12 protein-coding genes and 1 pseudogene are annotated in these 19,072 nt (G+C 41.4%); 6 read left to right on the forward strand and 7 right to left on the reverse strand.

From position 1 onward, the window contains the following. Positions 1 to 145 precede the first annotated feature (145 nt). Positions 146 to 958, reverse strand: a complete 813-nt coding sequence (locus EXT47_RS00345; protein ID WP_039491539.1) for a helix-turn-helix domain-containing protein — start codon at positions 956 to 958, stop codon at positions 146 to 148. Between the two features lie 80 nt (positions 959 to 1,038). Here EXT47_RS00345 and EXT47_RS00350 point away from each other — a divergent pair, with 80 nt between their 5' ends. After that, complete coding sequence (locus EXT47_RS00350; RefSeq protein ID WP_130125696.1) at positions 1,039 to 2,211, forward strand: MFS transporter; 1,173 nt, start codon at positions 1,039 to 1,041, stop codon at positions 2,209 to 2,211. A 34-nt stretch (positions 2,212 to 2,245) separates the two neighbouring features. Here EXT47_RS00350 and EXT47_RS00355 read toward each other — a convergent pair whose 3' ends face one another. After that, entirely contained in the window at positions 2,246 to 2,440 is a 195-nt protein-coding gene (locus EXT47_RS00355; protein WP_039491543.1) for a S24 family peptidase, read from the reverse strand. A gap of 997 nt (positions 2,441 to 3,437) precedes the next feature. Here EXT47_RS00355 and EXT47_RS00360 point away from each other — a divergent pair. Together EXT47_RS00360 and EXT47_RS24025 are read left to right on the forward strand one after the other, a co-directional pair. Continuing rightward, complete coding sequence (locus EXT47_RS00360; RefSeq protein WP_039491545.1) at positions 3,438 to 4,457, forward strand: TauD/TfdA family dioxygenase; 1,020 nt, start codon at positions 3,438 to 3,440, stop codon at positions 4,455 to 4,457. A 299-nt stretch (positions 4,458 to 4,756) separates the two neighbouring features. Beyond that, a pseudogene (locus tag EXT47_RS24025) lies at positions 4,757 to 5,586 on the forward strand (transposase); the annotation flags it as partial. A gap of 203 nt (positions 5,587 to 5,789) precedes the next feature. Here EXT47_RS24025 and EXT47_RS00375 read toward each other — a convergent pair. The 5 genes from EXT47_RS00375 to EXT47_RS00395 form a co-directional block, all read right to left on the reverse strand. Then, a complete protein-coding gene (locus EXT47_RS00375; protein WP_039491547.1) occupies positions 5,790 to 7,031 on the reverse strand; it encodes a PLP-dependent aminotransferase family protein in 1,242 nt (413 codons plus the stop codon). Between the two features lie 206 nt (positions 7,032 to 7,237). Continuing rightward, entirely contained in the window at positions 7,238 to 7,939 is a 702-nt protein-coding gene (locus EXT47_RS00380) for a hypothetical protein (RefSeq protein ID WP_130125697.1), read from the reverse strand. A 272-nt stretch (positions 7,940 to 8,211) separates the two neighbouring features. Further along, positions 8,212 to 10,662, reverse strand: a complete 2,451-nt coding sequence (locus EXT47_RS00385) for an ABC transporter permease (protein ID WP_039491549.1) — start codon at positions 10,660 to 10,662, stop codon at positions 8,212 to 8,214. Next, entirely contained in the window at positions 10,659 to 11,366 is a 708-nt protein-coding gene (locus EXT47_RS00390) for an ABC transporter ATP-binding protein (RefSeq protein WP_039491551.1), read from the reverse strand. Before EXT47_RS00390 ends, EXT47_RS00385 begins: the two co-directional genes overlap by 4 nt. A 179-nt stretch (positions 11,367 to 11,545) precedes the next feature. After that, the gene (locus tag EXT47_RS00395; RefSeq protein ID WP_039491553.1) at positions 11,546 to 12,796 is read right to left on the reverse strand and encodes an efflux RND transporter periplasmic adaptor subunit; all 1,251 of its coding nucleotides are present in this window, start codon (positions 12,794 to 12,796) and stop codon (positions 11,546 to 11,548) included. A gap of 350 nt (positions 12,797 to 13,146) precedes the next feature. Between EXT47_RS00395 and EXT47_RS00400 the strand changes: the two genes are divergently transcribed. The 3 genes from EXT47_RS00400 to EXT47_RS00410 all read left to right on the forward strand — a co-directional run. Next, positions 13,147 to 15,579: a penicillin acylase family protein gene (locus EXT47_RS00400; RefSeq protein WP_130125698.1), complete on the forward strand. Its 2,433-nt coding sequence runs from the start codon at positions 13,147 to 13,149 to the stop codon at positions 15,577 to 15,579. Continuing rightward, positions 15,579 to 17,222 (forward strand): cyclic peptide export ABC transporter, encoded by a 1,644-nt coding sequence (locus EXT47_RS00405; RefSeq protein ID WP_130125699.1) that lies wholly within the window; start codon positions 15,579 to 15,581, stop codon positions 17,220 to 17,222. The genes EXT47_RS00400 and EXT47_RS00405 overlap by 1 nt, the downstream gene beginning before the upstream one ends. A 391-nt stretch (positions 17,223 to 17,613) precedes the next feature. Then, positions 17,614 to 19,072 (forward strand): condensation domain-containing protein (locus EXT47_RS00410; protein WP_130125700.1); only part of this gene is annotated, 1,459 nt, incomplete at its 3' end.

Raw genomic sequence — 19,072 nt, forward strand, 5'->3', positions numbered from 1 at the left:
CAAGAGCCCGGATATAAGCACGCAATCACACTAATAATGCTAAAAGTGGCTTGTACAATTGGAGGAGTCCATATAAGGCGGTTCACCCGCCGATTTGTACATTCATAATATTTAGTGGGAAAGTATTTATTGATCCCAAATTACCTTACTTTTTAATGTACTGTCCCGGTGGTTTGCCAAAGACTTTTTTAAACGCATTGCTAAATGCGGCGGTAGATTCAAAACCCAAATATTCAGCTGCTTGTTGCTGAGAGTATCCATCTTTCAACAGCTCAATAGCTTTGATAGCTCTTAATTTTTGGCGCCAATCACTGAAGCCCATCATAAAACATTTGTGGAATAAGCGGTTGAGTGTCCGGGTTGATGCGCCGACTTGATCACTCCAGGCTTCCAAGCTTATTTTGCATCCTGGATTTGTATGTAGCTCGGTCACAATGGGTAAGATCCGAGCATCCTGTGCACTTGGAATAAAAAAGTGGCACGTTGTAGCTGATGTTAATCTATCAATAAAGACCGTAATAAATCGCTCTGTTTTTTCATCTAAGTGGTACTCTTCCTGCCAAGTACAGATCTCCAGTATAAATTGCTTCAGTAGTTCATCTACCGCAATTAGCTTTGCTTTATTCCCTAGCAACTCGGTGTATTTATTGTCGATATAGACACTACGAAAATCTCCACCGTAGCGACAATACGTCTCATGCGGAAGGCCCGGAGGTAGCCACAAAGCTTGATCGGGAGGGATCACGAAAGTGCCTTCAGGAGTTACAATTGTGATGACTCCATTGCTTGTATATGCAAGCTGCCCCCACTCATGTTGGTGCCGTTGAACATGCTCCCACTCCGCTTTTTTTACCGCTCTTGGCAGGATTGGCCGGCCAAGGGTTGGCTTTAAGAAGCGCTTATATTTGGGCTGAATACGCCAAGGAGAAGTTGTCTGTTTTGATAAAGAACTTGGCATAATTATGTATATCAGAAATTAATGTGTGGCCATATTATAGCCATAACTTTTTAATAGTTGTGCTTTATGTGGAGATAATCATGAAGAATGCTTCTCAAGGATGGCAAAGTCCTTTTAATTTCTTAGTGCTCGCTACCGTAGTTATGGCCGTTACATTCGCAGGCTGGATGGCCATGCTCAATAACTTTGCCATTGAAGCCGCAAACTTCAATGGCGCTAATATGGGAATGTTGCAATCCCTGCGTGAGATCCCCGGGTTTTTAGCGTTTACAGCGGTATTTGTTTTATTGGTGTTAAAGGAGCAAACCTTCGCACTGATCAGCTTGTGTTTGCTGTCGCTTGGCGTCGCCATTACCGGCTTGTTGCCTACTATTTATGGTTTGTATGCAACTACAGTGTTAATGTCGATAGGTTTTCACTATTTCGAGACGCTGAATCAATCTCTCAGTTTACAATGGTTCAATAAAGATGAGGCACCGGCCAAACTGGGTATCTTGCTCTCTATTAAATCCATCGCTTCTCTGATCACCTATGCGGTAATATGGCTGGGTTTTAGCTACTTCTCCGCAGACTATCAGTGGATGTATCTGCTTATTGGAGGGGTTGGCTTTATCATTGCGCTATTTATGTTTATCGGCTTTCCAACCTTTGAAATGCATACTACGCAGCATAAAAAGCTCATTTTGAGAAAAGAGTACAGCCTATATTACGCCTTGATTTTCTTCTCGGGCGCGAGAAGACAAATATTTATGGTGTTTGCGGGTTTCTTAATGGTGGAAAAATTTGGTTTTGATGTTGCACAGATCACCGCGCTTTATATGTTGAATCATTTGATAAACATATTTATCGCCCCCCAAATTGGTCAAATGATTGGGCATATTGGTGAGCGTAAAACACTGACAATCGAATATGTGGGACTCATTTTTGTATTTATTGGTTATGCATTGGTAGAGTCAGCAAGCTTTGCAGCAGCGCTTTATGTCATCGACCATCTGTTTTTTGCGATGGCCATTGCACTCAAAACTTATTTTCAAAAAATTGCTCGGCCAGAAGATATCGCAGCAACAGCTGGGGTTAGCTTTACTATTAACCATATTGCAGCAGTAGTGATCCCAGCAAGCTTTGGCTTAGTATGGTTATACGATAAATCCTTAGTATTTTACTTTGGTGCTGCACTTGCGGTGTGCTCATTGGTGTTGAGTCAATTTGTGAATACAGCCAATGTGCAGGAAAAGCTGGCTAAATCCGTGTAATGCTCCAGCATCACACGAATAGTGACATTGCAGTTTAGATACTGCGACCACACCAAACAACACGCTCTGCAATGCCGTGACTGTCGGCATTATCAGCGGTGATCTCCCAGCTCGGGTAATCAGGGTTATCACTGATCACTTTGAGCTGAGAGTGCTTTTGTTGCACTCGCTTAGCCATTAGATCATCTTCCGTTTGAACGATATTAGGCTGATTGTAAGCGTCACCCAAACCTCATCTAGCCGCTGAAGCGCCAGACTCATAAAGTAAAACTTGGAGCTTATAATGTCTGGCTGCTTATAGAGCAACAAGTAGAAAGCGAGTTATCCGTCGCTGATTTTTGCCTGCAGGACGAAGTTAGTACCAAGAAATTTTATAATTAGCGTACTAAGTTGCGTATAGAGCAAGCAATAGTTGTCTTTTGGTTGTTGAGCACACGGAAGACGTAAATTTAAAGAAGCCACAGACAGGTAGGCTAAAGGTCAAACAGCAAAAAAGTAGATTAGGCGCTTAACCATCTTCAAAAACTATACCGTGTTGAAGCTGCAAGAAAGGTCGCTAGCTTGTAAGAAAAGCAGATGATGAAAGTACGATACACTGTGACTGGCACCGCCATACTGCGATACTAACAGTTTACTGCTCTGGAAAGCTAAGCTCTAGGTGACTGTTTAATAAGGCTCTTCGAATGAACAACATCATGCACTTGCCCACCTGAGAGCTCAAAGTGAACATGTAGACCGCTACTAACAACCAGCAGATGAATTATTGTCGTATTGTCAGAGCTTCATCAGTCATGCTATTAGCACTACTGCGACCAGAATGGGCTTTGACAAGACTTCCGTCCATAAGCAGCCATTGGGCATCACTAATTGACGACGGCTTTTTAAAAATATTGTCCAATATCCTTTTTCGACTAGAGGTTCAAGCGTCTGAAACCAGCGTTTTATAGGCCAGATTTCTTCGGAAAATTACGTGATTGAACACCAGCTCTCATTCGATACAGTATGTCTTCTAAGGTAGACCTATGCTCTACTTATTATCAACACGACCTATTTCACGTAGAATTTCTTTAAGAAACGCTCACATTTTATCTGTTAACATCGTTCTAGGCATAGCAACATCCATTTATGGGATATGTTTGACTTTTAGCGAAACCATTATACCTTGTTGCTGTACCATCTATTTTTCAGACAAAAATCAACAACCTCTAAGGATAAGTATTGTGAACATGAACAACGTTATTACAGAAGAAGCCGAGCGTTCCATAACTACAAGTTTTATTTCACCGGAGCAAAGCTTGCCACTTGTTATTACAGCAAAAGATACATCTATAAACTTGGTTGAATGGGCTGAGAAAAACAAAAGATATATTACTGCTAAAAAAGAACAATATGGTGCCGTTTTGTTTCGAGGTTTTGATGTTGACTCGGCAGAAGCATTTGAGCAAGTTATTGAAGCCACCAGCTCTAAAGCTATTAAATATATGGAACGTTCTTCACCAAGGGACGCTGTTTCTGGAAATATTTATACATCGACTTCACAGCCCAAGGAACATGAAATTTTCCTGCATACAGAACAATCATTTAATCTGACTTTCCCGTTACATATCTATTTTAATTGCCACACTGCGGCAGAATCCGGAGGCTGTACTCCACTAGCGGATACTCGGAAAGTTTTCCAACGTATTCCCGAAGCCATCAGAAATAAATTTATCGAGAAAGGCTATTTATACCAGCGAAACTTCATGAAATACATGTATGTTAGCTGGCAGAATTGCTATCAAACTGAAGACAAAGAGCAAGTTGAGAACTACTGTCGCAATAATCAAATTGATTTTTTATGGGGAGAGGACGATATTGCTCTAACTACCAGGCAATTAAGGCCAATAGCTTCTAAGCACCCTGCAACCAATGAAAATTGTTGGTTTAACCATTGCACTTTTTTTAATTTGGCTACTTTAGATCCCAACATGCAGCACTTCCTGCGTGATTCTTTTAGTGATCAAGAATTACCTAATCAAACCTTTTATGGTGATGGTTCGCCGATAGAGCAAGAAGTCATTGAAACCTTAATTCAGGCTTATGAAGCAGAAAAAGTCACTTTTCCATGGCAAGCTGGAGATGTGCTGATGGTGGACAATATGCTGGTTGCTCATGGTCGAGAGTCTTTTACGGGAGAGCGTTTAGTACTGACCGGTATGTCTGAGCCTTGTTTTTTAGATAAGGTTAAACTGTCAGAACCAGCATAAAGTTTTATGACCAGCATTTTTGGTCATCATGGGGACGTGTTTGATTAAATTGATAACAAGGTTCCTCAATCAGGTGGCGCGGTTAGTTTGGATGAATATTTATGAGTTAATCACTAGAGCTAAAGTAAGTGGGAGTATTAACCATTAATAGAAGAGGAAGGCGCTAATTTTCGTAGTGAAAGGTATTACGTTGCATCCTTAAAATGAATTTATGTAGGTAAAAGTCGAGATTGCCTATTGTCTGGATATACAAAGAGACCGCTGGGGAGTTTCTATCAACAGAAGAAGGAAATTTTACGATGCGAAAAAGTAAGTTTACTGAAACACAGATCGTGGGCATGATCAAAGAAGCTGAGACTAGTGTTCCAGTGCCAGAGATGTGTCGTAAACATGGTGTTGGTCAGAGCACATTTTATAAGTGGCGTTCTAAATATGATGGGATGGAGCCCATGATGTTCAATGCTTAAAAGAGCTTGAAGATGAAAACCGTAAACTCAAAGATATGTTTGCGACCCTTAGTCTAAAACACCCAATGCTTAGGAAATTATCTCAAGCCGTAAACAAGTAGACACAGAGCTTGAGTCAAGTACTTGCGAGCTTGATTTGGAGTCAGCGTGGCTTTTGCTCGTGAGGTGGCATGGTTAAGTCTCAGTGTTTATACCAACATGCGCTTCAGAGGCAGTTAAGGGCTCTGAACAAGCATAAAGAGTGGCTTTATTAGCGATACGCTCAACTACGGATATCGTTTTAGAACACTGAACGTGCTTGATGACTACAACCGTCAAGTGTCAGCTATTGAGGTTGATAAAAGCCTCATGGCTGAGCGCGTTATCTGAGTGTTGGAACGTGTCATTACATGGCGTGGAAGCCAAGATAAGTTCGGGTGGATAATACTCCTGAATTTGCGTCGATCGCTTTGAAAAATTGGGCTGCTCAAAAGTACATGAGACTTGAGTTTATTAAACTAGGAAGTCCATATCAGAATGGATATGTAGAGCGATTTAATCGCAGCTATCGAGAAGAAGTCTTGGATTTATATCTGTTTGAGTCACTTCAGCAGGTTCGTGACATTATAGATGAATGGTTAGATATTTATAATTATGAATGGCCTAACGACGCACTGAGAGATTAAACCCCAACGGATTATCTTGAGGTAGCATAACTCTACTAATGAGCTGTACTAAAATTGGAGCTATAGGTATACCCTGAGAGGCCGAAAATGGACATACCAAGCCCTAGCTACATTGCCCTGCCGACAGGCTTCACCAATTTGTGCTGATGTTGTTACTGGTAGCTCTTTAATATTTGTGTTTAGCAAGAAATAAAAAGAGCTTAGCTATGTCTGGCTAAATACCGGCTGAAGTTTGTTACTCCCTCATGAATTTTATCCGGATCATAATAACTAAATGAAAGCCTTACATAGCGATCCCAAATCTGAGGAGATAGAGAGAAAAAACTGACCGGCATGCAGATGACCTTATTTTGTTTGGCACAAGCTGTGACGTGCTCTTTGGTAAAATCAAATGGAGTTTTAATTACATAAAAGAAACCACCGCTAGGGCTATTCCACTTAATATCTTCATAATGTTGGAAGTTTTCCGTCAGGGCAGTTTGCATGGCATGGCATTGGTTAGAATAATGTTGGTTTATAGGCTTCATCCAATTGTTGAGGGAGTATTGCTGCTCTATCAGCCAGCCGCCGATCACACTTTGTGATATCGAGCTGGTATTGACCGAGGTTAAGCTTTTTATGGTGGCCAATGCCTGGGCTATGACTTCATTAGGAGGCACAATGTAACCTATACGTACACCGGGGCAGAAGGTTTTGGAAAAGGAGCCTATATGGTATACGAGGCCAAAATTATCCAGATTTTTTAAAGATGGCTGCCGACTGTTGGTAAATCTGAATCTGGAATAGGGATCGTCTTCTATAATGCGCAAATTCAATTCGTGGCAGATATTGAGCAGCTCTTGGCGTTCTCGTAGCGATAATTGGTAGGCGAGGGGATTATTGAAATCAGGATTGATATAAAGAAGTTTTGCGGTAATATTTTGTTGTTTTAATTGGGCGACTTTCTCTTTCAAGTAGTCCCAGTTAAATTGAAAAGGGGTTTGCTGAATATCGGTCAGCTTGTGCAATTCTAATGGTTCTACACGCTTGCCTAGGGTATTTACCATAGCGGAGAACCCGACATAACTCGGATCTATTGTTAGGGCGCAATCCGAAGGTGCTTTAAGTTCATTCAGGCAGGCTAGCAGCAGGGCTTCTTGGCAGCCATTAGTGATCACTATGTTGGTTTCATCCACCTGTATATCTTCATCGTTTGCCAGATATTTTTGTATTATCGGGTTAATGATACCTGCGCTTGGCCCATAATGGCAAATTTGATTGGCTGCTGTTGCAAAGCTAATTCCCCTCTGTTCGGCAATATAATCAGTGAAAACGGCCTGATGCCTTTCCCAGTTAGAGTGATTTAAAAACTTTGCATGGGGTCTGCCTGCGGCAAAAGATATTGCATCTGGGAATTTCATGGCAACTTCATTCAGAAAGTTCATGACTTGAGCTTGTGACATACCATTTCCTTATTGAGAAAAATATTAGTGGATGGAGGTTGCGGTTAAAGATAATTCAATCGCCAGACCAGTATCTATGCCCCGTGAGAGATAAAGCTTTGGCAACCTGCTCAGTAATCTGCCAGATATTGGTTAATCGTTAGCAGAAATGAACAATATGATCCCGTACGCTTATCTTGCAGTCGAAAGCAGGGAGCCAGTCGTCCTTATTCAATCAGCGGGGTACGGCTTTGATATTTGCAATTCAAGTATTCAATGTTTTCAAGCTCGCTGTTTTCATAGGGTTCTAATTGCATAACCAGCTCTCTTGCGACCCCGTTTCTTTCATATTTGTTCGAATAGGTAAATTTTTGCCTGTTACCTTGTTGTGAAATGCTCAAAGTATCTCCATTTCTTGACCAGAGCAACGGTATTTTATTAACCCTTGCATTTCCGCCTTTGTCAAAAGTGAGTCTGTAGAGCTTGGAACAGTTCGTGCTTGTAAATTCGACTTCTGAAATATCAACTGCAAACTCAGCAGCCAACTGCTCCTGCATAGACATCAGGCCGTCGGTTTCTACCAGATAAAGGCCAATGTTGTTACTGTCCCAGTATTCGTGATTTCTGACCCTGTTTTTGGCAATTAATCCTGTAGAGTATCCCTTTTCATTAATGATATTGAGAATTTTAACTAAATCGTCATTGTCGCCATTATCTTTTGGATAAATAATGAAGCTGCCCAAAGCCAGTAATGGCGGCTTGCGTTCGCTTATCAAAACCTTAAATCCAGTTGCTTTCAATGCCATTACTATTTCGTTTTTTTTGGCATCAGGCACTTTATAGCTATGAAGATGAACTGTGCTAGGGGCACAAGCTGTTAAAGTGAACATGAAAAAAATAGAATAAAGTTTGACCAACATCTTCGACATAATGGTATCTCTTCCTTCAAAAAATTGTTGGACTGGCCTGTTCAAATAAAAAAACAGATAAGGCTGTGATTTTAAAGATAAATGTTATCGAGTTTTTTTATGAAAATATAGCTTTATTTAACGCATACAAACCTGGCAAGGGATAAAATGATAAAGGCACCGTAAACATGATATGGCACCTTTAACCTTAGGCATGGTTTTATCCCTACTTCTATGTTGTAAATACCGTAACCGGATCACCCAGAAGTTCTCTGGTTACAGTTGTCAGTCTGCTATTGCGCATTTTGTAAAGAGTGAATAGCCGGCTTGCTGATTATTTGCCATACCGAAAATAAGCTGGCCAGAGCCGTTAATATTATGATCAACAGCACGGGAAATAGAGCACCCCAGACACTTAGTTCGTCAACAAATGAGGTGTTTTCCAGCCATAGCCAGAGTCCGGCAAGTATTACTCCTGCCGCAGCAAGTCCTGCCAAAACAGTGATAAAACTCTCACGTATGATTTCTATGTAAATGGTTGCGGGTGTGGCACCAATTGCCATACGAATTCCTAACTCAGAGCGGCGTAGCTGGATGCTGTAGGTTAATATTCCGTAAACCCCTACAGAGGCTAGAAATATTGTCAACAGGGTCAATACTGCGGCAGCACTGGCAAGAAATTTATCATGATGAACTAGCCTGTCATGGGCATTTTTAATATCAATTAATTTTGATACTTTAAACTCTTTGTTTACTTTCGCCATCATTTGGTTCAGTTCGATGGCTGACAGGCTTTGCTTGGGCAAGACTTCTAGCAAGAACTCAGGGAAATCAAATGCCATATAAGGAATAAATACCCTAGGTAGCTCTTCCGTGTTGGGCAAGGTCAGATCCCTGACAATACCAATCACCTCATAGGGGGAATTTCCTGGCGCATTAAGCCAATAATAGCGTTTGCTTATCACCTCATCCCCGGGTGCTAGTTTATCTGCGAAAGCCTGATTGATTATTATGACATTCTTAACATTATCATAATCACTGGAGGTGAAATTTCTGCCTTTAATCAGCTCAAATTGTAGTATATCCAGATAGTTCTCATCAATTAATGAAACCACGCCCTGCTGCTGTTTTTGGAATTCGGCATCTTCGGATAAATAACTGAAAAAATACTCATCCGTTGATGCCGACAGTGGAAAACCCATGGCAATACTGGCACTGCTGATTTTAGGGTTCTCGGTAAACAATTTGCGAGTGGCTCTTAAATTATCTTCCAGCACTTTGGTGGAGGCAAGTCTTGTGATGCCGATATCGACTTTAACCTGATAAACGTTATCTGTGGCAAGACCTGACGGCTGGATGATATTGCTTATTGACTGATGAAAAACCTGTACGCCGACGCAAAGCATAGTGGTAGCAAGGGCAACCTGACTTAGTATTAATATGTTTCGTACCTTTTTCGATACTTGCAGCGCTGTGCCTTTACCGCCGCTTTGCATCATCTGGCTTAGCTTGCGGTAGTCAAGTTGCCTGTTAACTAGGATGGTTGTGACTAATGCGATCAGCCCGGAGACCAAGGTTGAAAAAACAATGGAGAGCCAGTTAAAACTCAATTCATTTGCTCTTGGCAGCCAATCGAGTTTCAGCTGTTTAATCAGGTCTATGCCTGCATAGGAAAAAACCAGAGAGAATACAACGGTGGCAGACATTAACAGGGACATTTCAATTAAGATGGATCGGAACAAATCGCTTTTTTGTGCACCCAAAGCTGCTTGAATGGCCATAATCCTCTGTCTGTTCGCCGCTCTCGCCAAGATCAAATTCATGGTATTGGCGACAGCGATCATCAATAACAGAAAAACACCGGTAAAGAGCAACAGGGTTTGCTGATAACTGTCGCCAATAATTTTTTCCCGAAAAGAAGTGAGCACGAAATCTATACTCGATGATTTAAAAAATGAGCGTCCAGCCAGTTCTTGACGATAGCGGTTATTTAATCGGCTCGTTAACTGGTGGGATACCTGTTCTGGATTTACCCCTGGTTTTAACAGTCCGATAAGGTGATGGTTCGATAATTGTCCCCCCCAGGAGTGGCGCCAACCCTCTTCGGTTAAGTTAAAGTCCCAGGCTAACCACACATCGGTTAACCTGCCAACGGACACAAGCTCGGGTTCAACAAAATTTTTCGCGGTGACACCGATGATTTTAAAGTTTACCTCGCCAAAACGTAACGTTTGGCCAATAGTGTCTTGGCGTTTATTAAATAGCTTATCCCAGGCTTCGTAACTGATGACGGCAACTGGTGCTTTTGCTCCTAGTCCTTCCTGGGCATTGAAATTCCGGCCAAGGGCAAAAGGGGTTTGGATCATATCCAGATATTCCGGCGTAATATAGCTCAGGTTAACTCTGGGAGAGGCAGGGAAGTTGCGAATAACATCGACATTAAAATTAATTAAGGCTTTTTTTTCGAAATCAGTATCTTTGAAGCTATAGGCATCTATAAGCGCTGGATATGGTGAAGTGTCGCTGAGTTTTATTTCACTATCCCTAAATGAGCTGCCTTTGGAGATAAACAACCTGTCCTGATTATCATAAGGTAAGGGGGCCGAAAGTAGCTGGTAATTCACCATAAAAATAGCGACTAAAGCGCCAAGAGTAATCCCTAAAGTTAAGATAATAGCTGCACTGTAGCCTTTCACTCGGGATAAAGAGTTAAGGGCGAGTTGAAATTCCCTGATCATGCTCATACAGAAATCTGCTCTACTATCGATGAGTTTTCAAGTTTACCGTCAAGTAAATCTAGCCTTCTTTTCGCCATATCAGCACAGTGGGTATCATGAGTAACCATACACAAGGTGGTTCCTTCGTCATTTAACCGAATGAACATCTCCATAACCTGATCGCTGTTTTTAGAATCCAGATTTCCGGTAGCTTCATCAATCAATAAAAGCGTCGGCGAGCCAACAAGTGCCCGGGCAATCGCTGCCCGTTGCTGCTGTCCCCCGGACAGTTGATTTGGCTTATGTGCAGATCTGTGGGTCATATCCACTGTGCTTAAGCTATGCATTACCTTTTCTTGGATCGCTTTCTCACTCAGTTTTTCTCTTCGATAACGCAACGGCATAGCAACATTTTCAAATAAAGAGAGTTCGTCAATTAAATTGAATGACTGGAAAACAAAACCGAGTTTCTCACATCTAACATAAGCCGCTTCCGTTAATGAAAGATTGGAGACGTCCTGATCACCGATGAAGTACTGACCGCTATCAGGCACATCCAGTAAGCCCAATAAGGAGAGCAAGGTTGACTTACCACAGCCGGAAGGACCGCTGATTGAAATAAAATCTCCTTGGTTTATGGTTAAATTGATGTCTTTAAGTGCATAGGTATCCATTTCCCCCGTGCGATAAACCTTACTGATCCCCTTCATGGTAAGAATAGGCTTGCTCATTATCTTTCCTTTTTCTTTATAATAATTGTTATATTACATTGGCTAATCTGCTCGAGAATGTGTTGCCCTTTGGTGACTTGAGCACAGAACAGATTTTTCAGGGCCTTTTTTAACTAGTTTTAGATGCCATAGGAATTCTCCTTAAGCAGGCTAGTCGATAATCTTATTCATTGACTGTGTTAATTTAAAATGTGAATCCGATCGGCATCTTTGAAATTTGTCAGATTGGACAAAATCAACCGATCATTTTCTACCGCACCACCGTATACTTCTATTTGATTGCCCGATTCATTGCCAAAGCTGATCAACTTTTTCTCAGCCCATTCGTTTTCAGGGTCTAATTTGAATAATTCCATTTGGCTACCTTTTTGGGCATTGATGGGGCGTTCAATAAAGAGGGTATCTCTTAAAGTGGTGATAACGATTTCTGCGTCGACACTTAATTCAGGGCGAGCCGAAGGTGGCGCTGGAGCGTCAAAGGTAATTTCAACCTCGATGGTCCCCTCATTGACTTGTGGAGCTATTCGGCTTATTTTCCCGGCCATTTTGTCTTGTATTGATTTCACGCTGACTTGCTGACCAATTTGCAGCTGGTCCGCATTTGACTGAGAGACTTTTATCATCGCTAATAAGTCATCTTTGCTGCCGACTAAGGCTAATTCCTGGCCAGCGGTGACACTTTGTCCTAATTCAACTGGCATGCGTTGTAAAATACCCGCCAGGCCTGCTTTAACTGTTAACTGTTCGACTTGCTCGGCTGCGCTACGGTATAAATTGGCATATTCATTGATTGCTTCTTGCTGAATGTTTTCAACCTCTTGGTTTACTGCTTTGTATTGCTCCAAAGCTTCTTCGAGTAAATTAACCCGCAATTTCATTTGTTCTACGTTCAGCACTGTGGTTTGGTAGGTTATACTGGAGACGATACCGTTTTGCACCAGCTTCTGTTCGGCAATTTTTTTCAGTTTTGCCACCTCATATTCAGAGCTCAATTCGGCGAGCTTGGATTTCTCTGCTAATAATTTCTGACGGTTACTGAGTTTTAGCCTTCTCAGGTTCGCTTTTTCTTTTGCCAAGGCTATTCTAGCTGCTTCTAGGTTTTTAAGTGCTTCAGGATTATTAAGTTGCATAATCACACTGTCTGGCTCAACTTTTGCTCCGGGGCGCAAATATATTTCTTTCACCGTAGCCGGAGTCTGGGAAGTGATAAGAGTTTGCTTTTTAGAACGTAAGACACCATAGCCGCCAACGAGTACTTGCAAATCTCCCCGTTGAACAGTGCCCCAGATGAGTTTGTCTCGTTCAATGTTAGGTATGCTGTCAGATTGTCCTCTTGCCGATACATATAAGACCCCAAGGAAAATAAGGCTCAGCAGAAATATGATGGATTTCTTCTTGTTTTTTTTGGCGGGGGATCTAATGACGTCCATTGGCTGAAAATATTCCTAATTTTGATATTTAAACTGATTTTATAACATGAATATTACATAATTAAAAGCCATCAAATCAGGAGATAATAGATATACTGCCAGCTCCTTTGCCTCCGTGCTTTTAACTTGATTTTGGATATAGTCAGTTAAGGGGGATTTTAGCATTTTGTGAAGTTCACTATAAAAATGTTTGTATTTTCAGTTGACTAATGTGCTAGTATCTTTAACCACTATTTTACGGTATAGCAACTTAAAAGGCTTAATTCGCGCAACCTTTATTTGGTTTTATATGCTGGACTTAAGCCAAGTATTGGGTTTGAGTATTGGAAAATTAAGTAGGTATTAATGGGATGTTAACTAGATTTCCGATAGTTTCTCGCTTTGGTTTATTCATTATTACTCCGCTTTTTGCTGTATTTCTCACTGGCTACAATATGCTGTGCGAAAGTGTCTCTGACGCAGAGCAGCCGGTATTATTAAACGGCATTAACGATGAAGTGGTCATTGTTAGAGATGAAGCTGGTATTCCGGCGATCACTGGTAAGAGTGATAATGATGTGTTTTTTGCCATGGGCTTTATTCAAGCTCAGGATCGACTCTGGCAGATGGAGCATAACCGAAGACTGGCTCAGGGGCGCTTAAGTGAAATCTTTGGTATTGACCAGCTGGACACGGATAAATGGATGAGAACTTTAGGGCTTTACCGTGCCTCTGAACGAGCTCAGCAAAGGTTGGGAGCCGGAGCTAAACAAGCTCTGGAATCATATTCGCAGGGGGTTAATGCGTGGATCAATCAAGCTGAGCAATTACCAGCTGAATTTGAGCTGTTTGATTATCTCCCTGAACCCTGGTCGCCTGCTGATTCCATTGCTATGGGGAAACTATTTGCGTTAACCCTTGGAGGCAACGCTTTTCTCGAATCCCAGCGACAGATTTCGCAAAAAATGTTATCCGAACAGCATTATGCGAGCTTATTTCCCGATGTCGTCACCTCGAATAATAATTACGCCTTTGCATCAGCATCAATAGCGGATATCGCTGTCAATGTCAGCCAGCAACACTTGCTTGGTGGTAAAAATGTTGGTAGTAATGCTTGGGTAATTTCAGGAAAGTTAACGGCAAACGGTTCTCCGATTCTGGCCAATGACCCCCATCTGGCCCTACAAATTCCTTCTGTGTGGTATGCCGCAAAGTTAAAAGGGGACAATATAACGGCCAGTGGTATGACTTTGGTAGGTATGCCGATCATTGTGTTTGGCACAAATGAGCATATTTCCTGGGGGGGGACAAGTTTACCTGCCGATGTTCAGGATCTTGTCTCTTTGAGAATGAATCCTGATCAGGGAAGTTTCTATCAAGCTCGGGGTAAATGGCTCAAATTTGAAGAGCGGCAAGAAGTGATTCATATTGCCCCGGGTTTTCCTGAGATACTAAAAAAGAAAATTAAACCGGTAAAAATGAGGGTGCTCAGCTCTGTTTACGGACCTGTGGTCAGTGACTTTATCGGTGCTTCTGGCCAGACTCTTTCGTTGCAGTGGTCTGCACTTGAAGCTGGCGATACGACTTTTGAAGCTCTATACAAGTTGAATTATGCTCAGGATTGGCAACAATTCCGACAAGCGTTAAGTCTGCATGTGGCACCTTCTTTAAATATCTTGTATGCAGATAAAAACAATAATATAGGTATCAGCGCGGCAGGGAAAATACCGGTCAGAAACAGTAGCTCTTTTGGTATGCTACCGACATCCAGTGATCATTTCTCATGGAATGGTTATCTTGATTGGGCCGATATGCCTTATGAATATAACCCGGCTCGAGGTTTTATTGTTAATGCTAATAATAAAAGTGTCAGTGATGACTATCTTCATTTTATCTCTAACGATTGGGCGGATCCTGCAAGGGCTGAAAGAATAGCCGATCTCATTAATGAAAAGGTAGCGAAGCATGAAAAAATAGATGTCGCTTATGTTGCCAAAATGCAGAATGACCTGTTTGACTTAAGCGCTGAAAGTTTACTCCGAACACTAGCAAGCATCATTCGGGAGCAAGATACTCAAGATGAATTATTAATATCCCTTTATCGCTGGAACCGGGACTTTAGCGAAAAGAGTAATGCCGCCGCGATTTACATGTCATTTTTACGCCATCTTAAATTAAGGTTGTTTAAAGATGAGTTTACTCAATACTATGGTTCGTCTGGGCTTATGGCGCTGACCGAGCAAATCATCAAGGGACTAGAGATTGATATCGTCAATAGAGCATTAACCGCTGATGCTTTTTGGTGTGATAATGTTGCTACTGCGCAAGAAGAAACTTGCAAAGATATCATATCGCTGGCGCTAAAAGATGTGAGAGACGAATTAACCAAACTGGGCGGCAGTAATATAGACGATTGGCGTTGGCAGCAATTTAGTCGGCGTACCTATAAGCACCAACCTTTTAGTCAGTTTAAGCACTTGGACCATGTTTTTGAAAGAGAAGCCGCGAGCAACGGCTCTGCCAACACTATTAATGTCGCTAGTTATGTCTTCGACGAATCGGAAGGTTATATCCAATCTCTTGGTGCAACCTTTAGGCAAGTTATTGAAATGTCATATGATACTAACCATCTAATGACAAATTCTACCGGACAGTCCGGCAATGTATTCAGCCAGTTTTATGACGATATGCTAAGTTCGTTCGACGTAAATGAGCTACACTCCATGAAGGCCTCCTTAGCCGGGAAACCCATCATCTTGCGGCCTGTTCCTCTCTCACAGTCAAGTCATGTGGAGGGGAAATAATGAAGATCATGAGTGAATTTGGTAAAAATGCCCCTAATAAGGTGTTTATTTCTCTGATGTTAGGCGTAAGTGCAGGGATTCTCTATGTCGGCTTGATCCCCCTGGTGTTGTCGAGCCTGGATGAACTGCCCGGGATCATGTATACCGATTCTGCACCAGCAGAATTATTCGGTTATCAGATTTCTAATCTGCCAATCGCATTCGCTTTTTTCTCTCTTTGTCTGCTGATCTTAATTTTTAGAACTGTATCTCAAATTATGCTGACGGCGGTTTCCCTTAACCTGACGATGAAGGTGAGAGAGAATTTATATCAGCGTGTTAGCAGCTCGCCAATAGATGTCTTGGAAAAGATCGGTTCGCCGCGCATTATCAATACCATGACTATGGATGTCAGAAGGATTGTAGATGGCGCGAGTATGGCGCCCCCAATGCTAGTTAGCTTGGCAACCGTCGCCGGTATGATGTTTTATATCTGGATTGAAAACTCAAAAGTATTCTATTTTGTTTGTTCAGCGTTATTGGTCGGTGTTATCAGCTATCAAATTCCTATTTTTATCGGACGTAAATATATGTTGCGAGCGAGGGAATTAATGGATGAATTACAGGAAGGCTTTCGCGGCGTGATTTTAGGGGCAAAGGAATTAAAGCTGAATAGAAAAAAGAAGGACAACTTTATCAAAGATGAGTTGTTGGCGGTGGAATCAAAAATTGAATCTACCAATATCAGGGCAGAGACCGTATTAACTTCAGCCATGAATTACGGCGACATGATCGGCTTTTTTGCAATTGGTTTGCTGGCATTTGTTTACGTTAACTATGAACAGGTCAGCAATTCAGAGCTCATTGCCATCATCATGATCTTACTTTATATCTCCAGCCCAGTTGGTGCTATTTTGTCAGCTATCCCTGTTTTTATCAGCGCAAATGTGTCCTATAAAAGGATGGAGGAAATTTATGCTGAAATGGTGGACGAAGACAGTTTTGATGAAGAGCTTGAATTGCCTTGCTGGCAGCAGATACAGCTAAAAAATGTAACTTATACCTATAACGACGAGCATGCATTCAAAGCCGGACCTGTTGATTTAACGATTAAAAAAGGGCAGATCACCTTTATTGTCGGCGGTAACGGTTCAGGTAAGTCTACGATAAGTAAAGTTATCACCCAGCATTATTACCCGACTACGGGACATGTCTGTTTTGATGATGTACAAATCAACAGAAGTAACATCAATAGCTATCGCCAGACGATCTGTTCTATCTATAGCGATTATTATTTATTTAAAACCCTGCATGGCATAGATCTGCAATGCCCGAAAGTGAATGCAAAAATCCATCAATTAATCAAAGATCTGGCTTTAGATGGAAAGATTAAATTTGAAAATGGCAGGTTTTCTACGACTAAATTATCGGATGGCCAGCGTAGACGCCTAGCGTTATTGGTGGCGGTGATGGAAGATAAAGATTTATATGTTTTTGATGAGTGGGCCGCAGATCAGGATGCAGTGTTTAGAAAAGTCTTTTATGAACAAATATTGCCTGAGCTTAAACAGAAAGGAAAAGCAGTGGTTGCTATCAGCCATGACGATCGCTATTTCCATCTTGCCGACCAGATTATTAAATTTGAATCCGGGTTGAGGGTTTGATAAAAAACATACAATCCCACCCTTTATTCTTTTGAATGATTGGTTTATGATTGTTTCTACTGGGTTATTTTTATGTTAAGTTTGGGTTGTATGGATGATGAACAAATTAGACGTAGTGATGGACTGTAATAAAGTTAAGTCTCTTGTGAGATTTTCTAATAAAACCCCTCGTGTGCTAGTAGCATTTTCCTTGCATAACCTCTTCGGCTCACCTGCATATCCAATTAAAAACTTATTCTCTAGGTTTTGTCTGCCAAGTTTCTTTTAACACTTTGGCGTAATTTTCAAGCTAAGCCCTTTTTGTCCCGAAAAGCCAGTGCTAGCTTGGCTTAAGCACACTCTGAGCAATAATTATTAAGCATTTATCAATAACATAATTAGAAGAATAAATATGAATAAACCACGGACAAGGCTTCCTTTATCATTACCCCAGTCAGATATCTTTTGGGACCAGCTTAGAAATGAAAATTCTCCAGTTTATAATATTGGCGGCTATATAAAATGCCGTAAGCTGGATCTTGAAAAGATCAACTGGGCTCATGAAAAAGTAATTAATGGCAACGACGCTTTCGGTATTAGAGTAAATTATGACGCTGATGAGGTTTATCAATATATCAGTGACGAACGCGAGACTGACTTGGTCTTTATCGATTTTTCAGTGCACGTTGATGCTTTAGCGAAAGCGAAAAGCTGGCTTCAACAAGTTTTTGAATCCCCTTTACCCTTTATTGATACTTCCCTGTTTAAAACTTGGCTGGTTAAAGTTGAAGAAGATCAATATTGGTATGTTGGTTTTGCACATCATCTCATCATGGATGGTTGGGGTTTCTCCAACTGGGCCAAAGAAATATCCCGTTTATACAATCAGTGTAGCGGCGATGAAGATACGACTATAACGCCCCTAGCTTTAAACACTGTCCTGCTCAAAGATGCAAAGTATCTAAAAAGCCAGCGATATCTCAAAGATAGAGCTTACTGGCAGACTCGGTATCATCAGGATAATAGCAGTATAATTCGGGCCAACTACGCCAGTGAATTTGCTCATTCCCGCGCTTGTCCCAGCCGTCGTTTTGAATTGCCTCTTTCCAGAGATTTTTACCGGCAAATTAAAGGTCTTTCACAAGAGTTCAAAGTAAGTATCTCTCATATTTTTTTGGGCGTTTTGAGCAAATATTTTTCTTCAGCATATTCAGCATCAAGTCTGTGTTTTGGTATTCCGGCACATAACCGGGGAAACTTTGCTGAGAAAAAAATGATAGGTGTGTTTACCGGAGTAAATCCATTTAGCGTGGAGGTTGAACCGGGGCAAACTTTTCGTGACTTGGTCAGCAAAATTGCCAGTCAACAAAAATCTGATTTCAGGCATCAAAAGTATCCTATCAGCCATATAAGCCGTGATTTAGGAATAACGGCACATGGCAATGCCATTTATGAAATTATGTTTAATTTCTTGCAGCTGGATTACAGAGACTTATTCTTTGATTCATACCAGGGCGAATTGAATTATGTCAGCCATAACCATCACAAAACACCGTTGGCTATTACATTATGGGATGGTGGAGCGGAACAGGTTGAGCTTCAGTTCGAGTATTCGTTGGCGTGTTTTGTAGAGCAGGAAATTCAGGTATTATCCGAGCGTATTTTACTTTTATTACAATCTTTCCTTAGCTGCCCAGATACCCTTTTATCAGATGTTGATATCTTGACGCCAGCAGAGAAGGCATTGCTGTTAACCGAAAACCACTACCAAACGGAAAGTTCCCTCAGTTGCTTGTGCATTCATGAGTTTTTTGAAGCCAGAGTGTCACTCCACCCCGAGCAGGAGGCTGTGCTTTGCAATGGCGCTTCTT

Source organism: Pseudoalteromonas sp. CO342X, from assembly GCF_004208915.1.
Lineage (GTDB): Bacteria > Pseudomonadota > Gammaproteobacteria > Enterobacterales > Alteromonadaceae > Pseudoalteromonas > Pseudoalteromonas maricaloris.

Bases quoted from the DNA above. Each gene is read 5' to 3' on its own strand.
- EXT47_RS00345 (WP_039491539.1), bottom strand. From the start codon at position 958: ATGCCAAGTTCTTTATCAAAACAGACAACTTCTCCTTGGCGTATTCAG.
- EXT47_RS00350 (WP_130125696.1), top strand. From the start codon at position 1,039: ATGAAGAATGCTTCTCAAGGATGGCAAAGTCCTTTTAATTTCTTAGTG.
- EXT47_RS00360 (WP_039491545.1), top strand. From the start codon at position 3,438: ATGAACAACGTTATTACAGAAGAAGCCGAGCGTTCCATAACTACAAGT.
- EXT47_RS00375 (WP_039491547.1), bottom strand. From the start codon at position 7,031: ATGTCACAAGCTCAAGTCATGAACTTTCTGAATGAAGTTGCCATGAAA.
- EXT47_RS00380 (WP_130125697.1), bottom strand. From the start codon at position 7,939: ATGTCGAAGATGTTGGTCAAACTTTATTCTATTTTTTTCATGTTCACT.
- EXT47_RS00385 (WP_039491549.1), bottom strand. From the start codon at position 10,662: ATGAGCATGATCAGGGAATTTCAACTCGCCCTTAACTCTTTATCCCGA.
- EXT47_RS00390 (WP_039491551.1), bottom strand. From the start codon at position 11,366: ATGAGCAAGCCTATTCTTACCATGAAGGGGATCAGTAAGGTTTATCGC.
- EXT47_RS00395 (WP_039491553.1), bottom strand. From the start codon at position 12,796: ATGGACGTCATTAGATCCCCCGCCAAAAAAAACAAGAAGAAATCCATC.
- EXT47_RS00400 (WP_130125698.1), top strand. From the start codon at position 13,147: ATGTTAACTAGATTTCCGATAGTTTCTCGCTTTGGTTTATTCATTATT.
- EXT47_RS00405 (WP_130125699.1), top strand. From the start codon at position 15,579: ATGAAGATCATGAGTGAATTTGGTAAAAATGCCCCTAATAAGGTGTTT.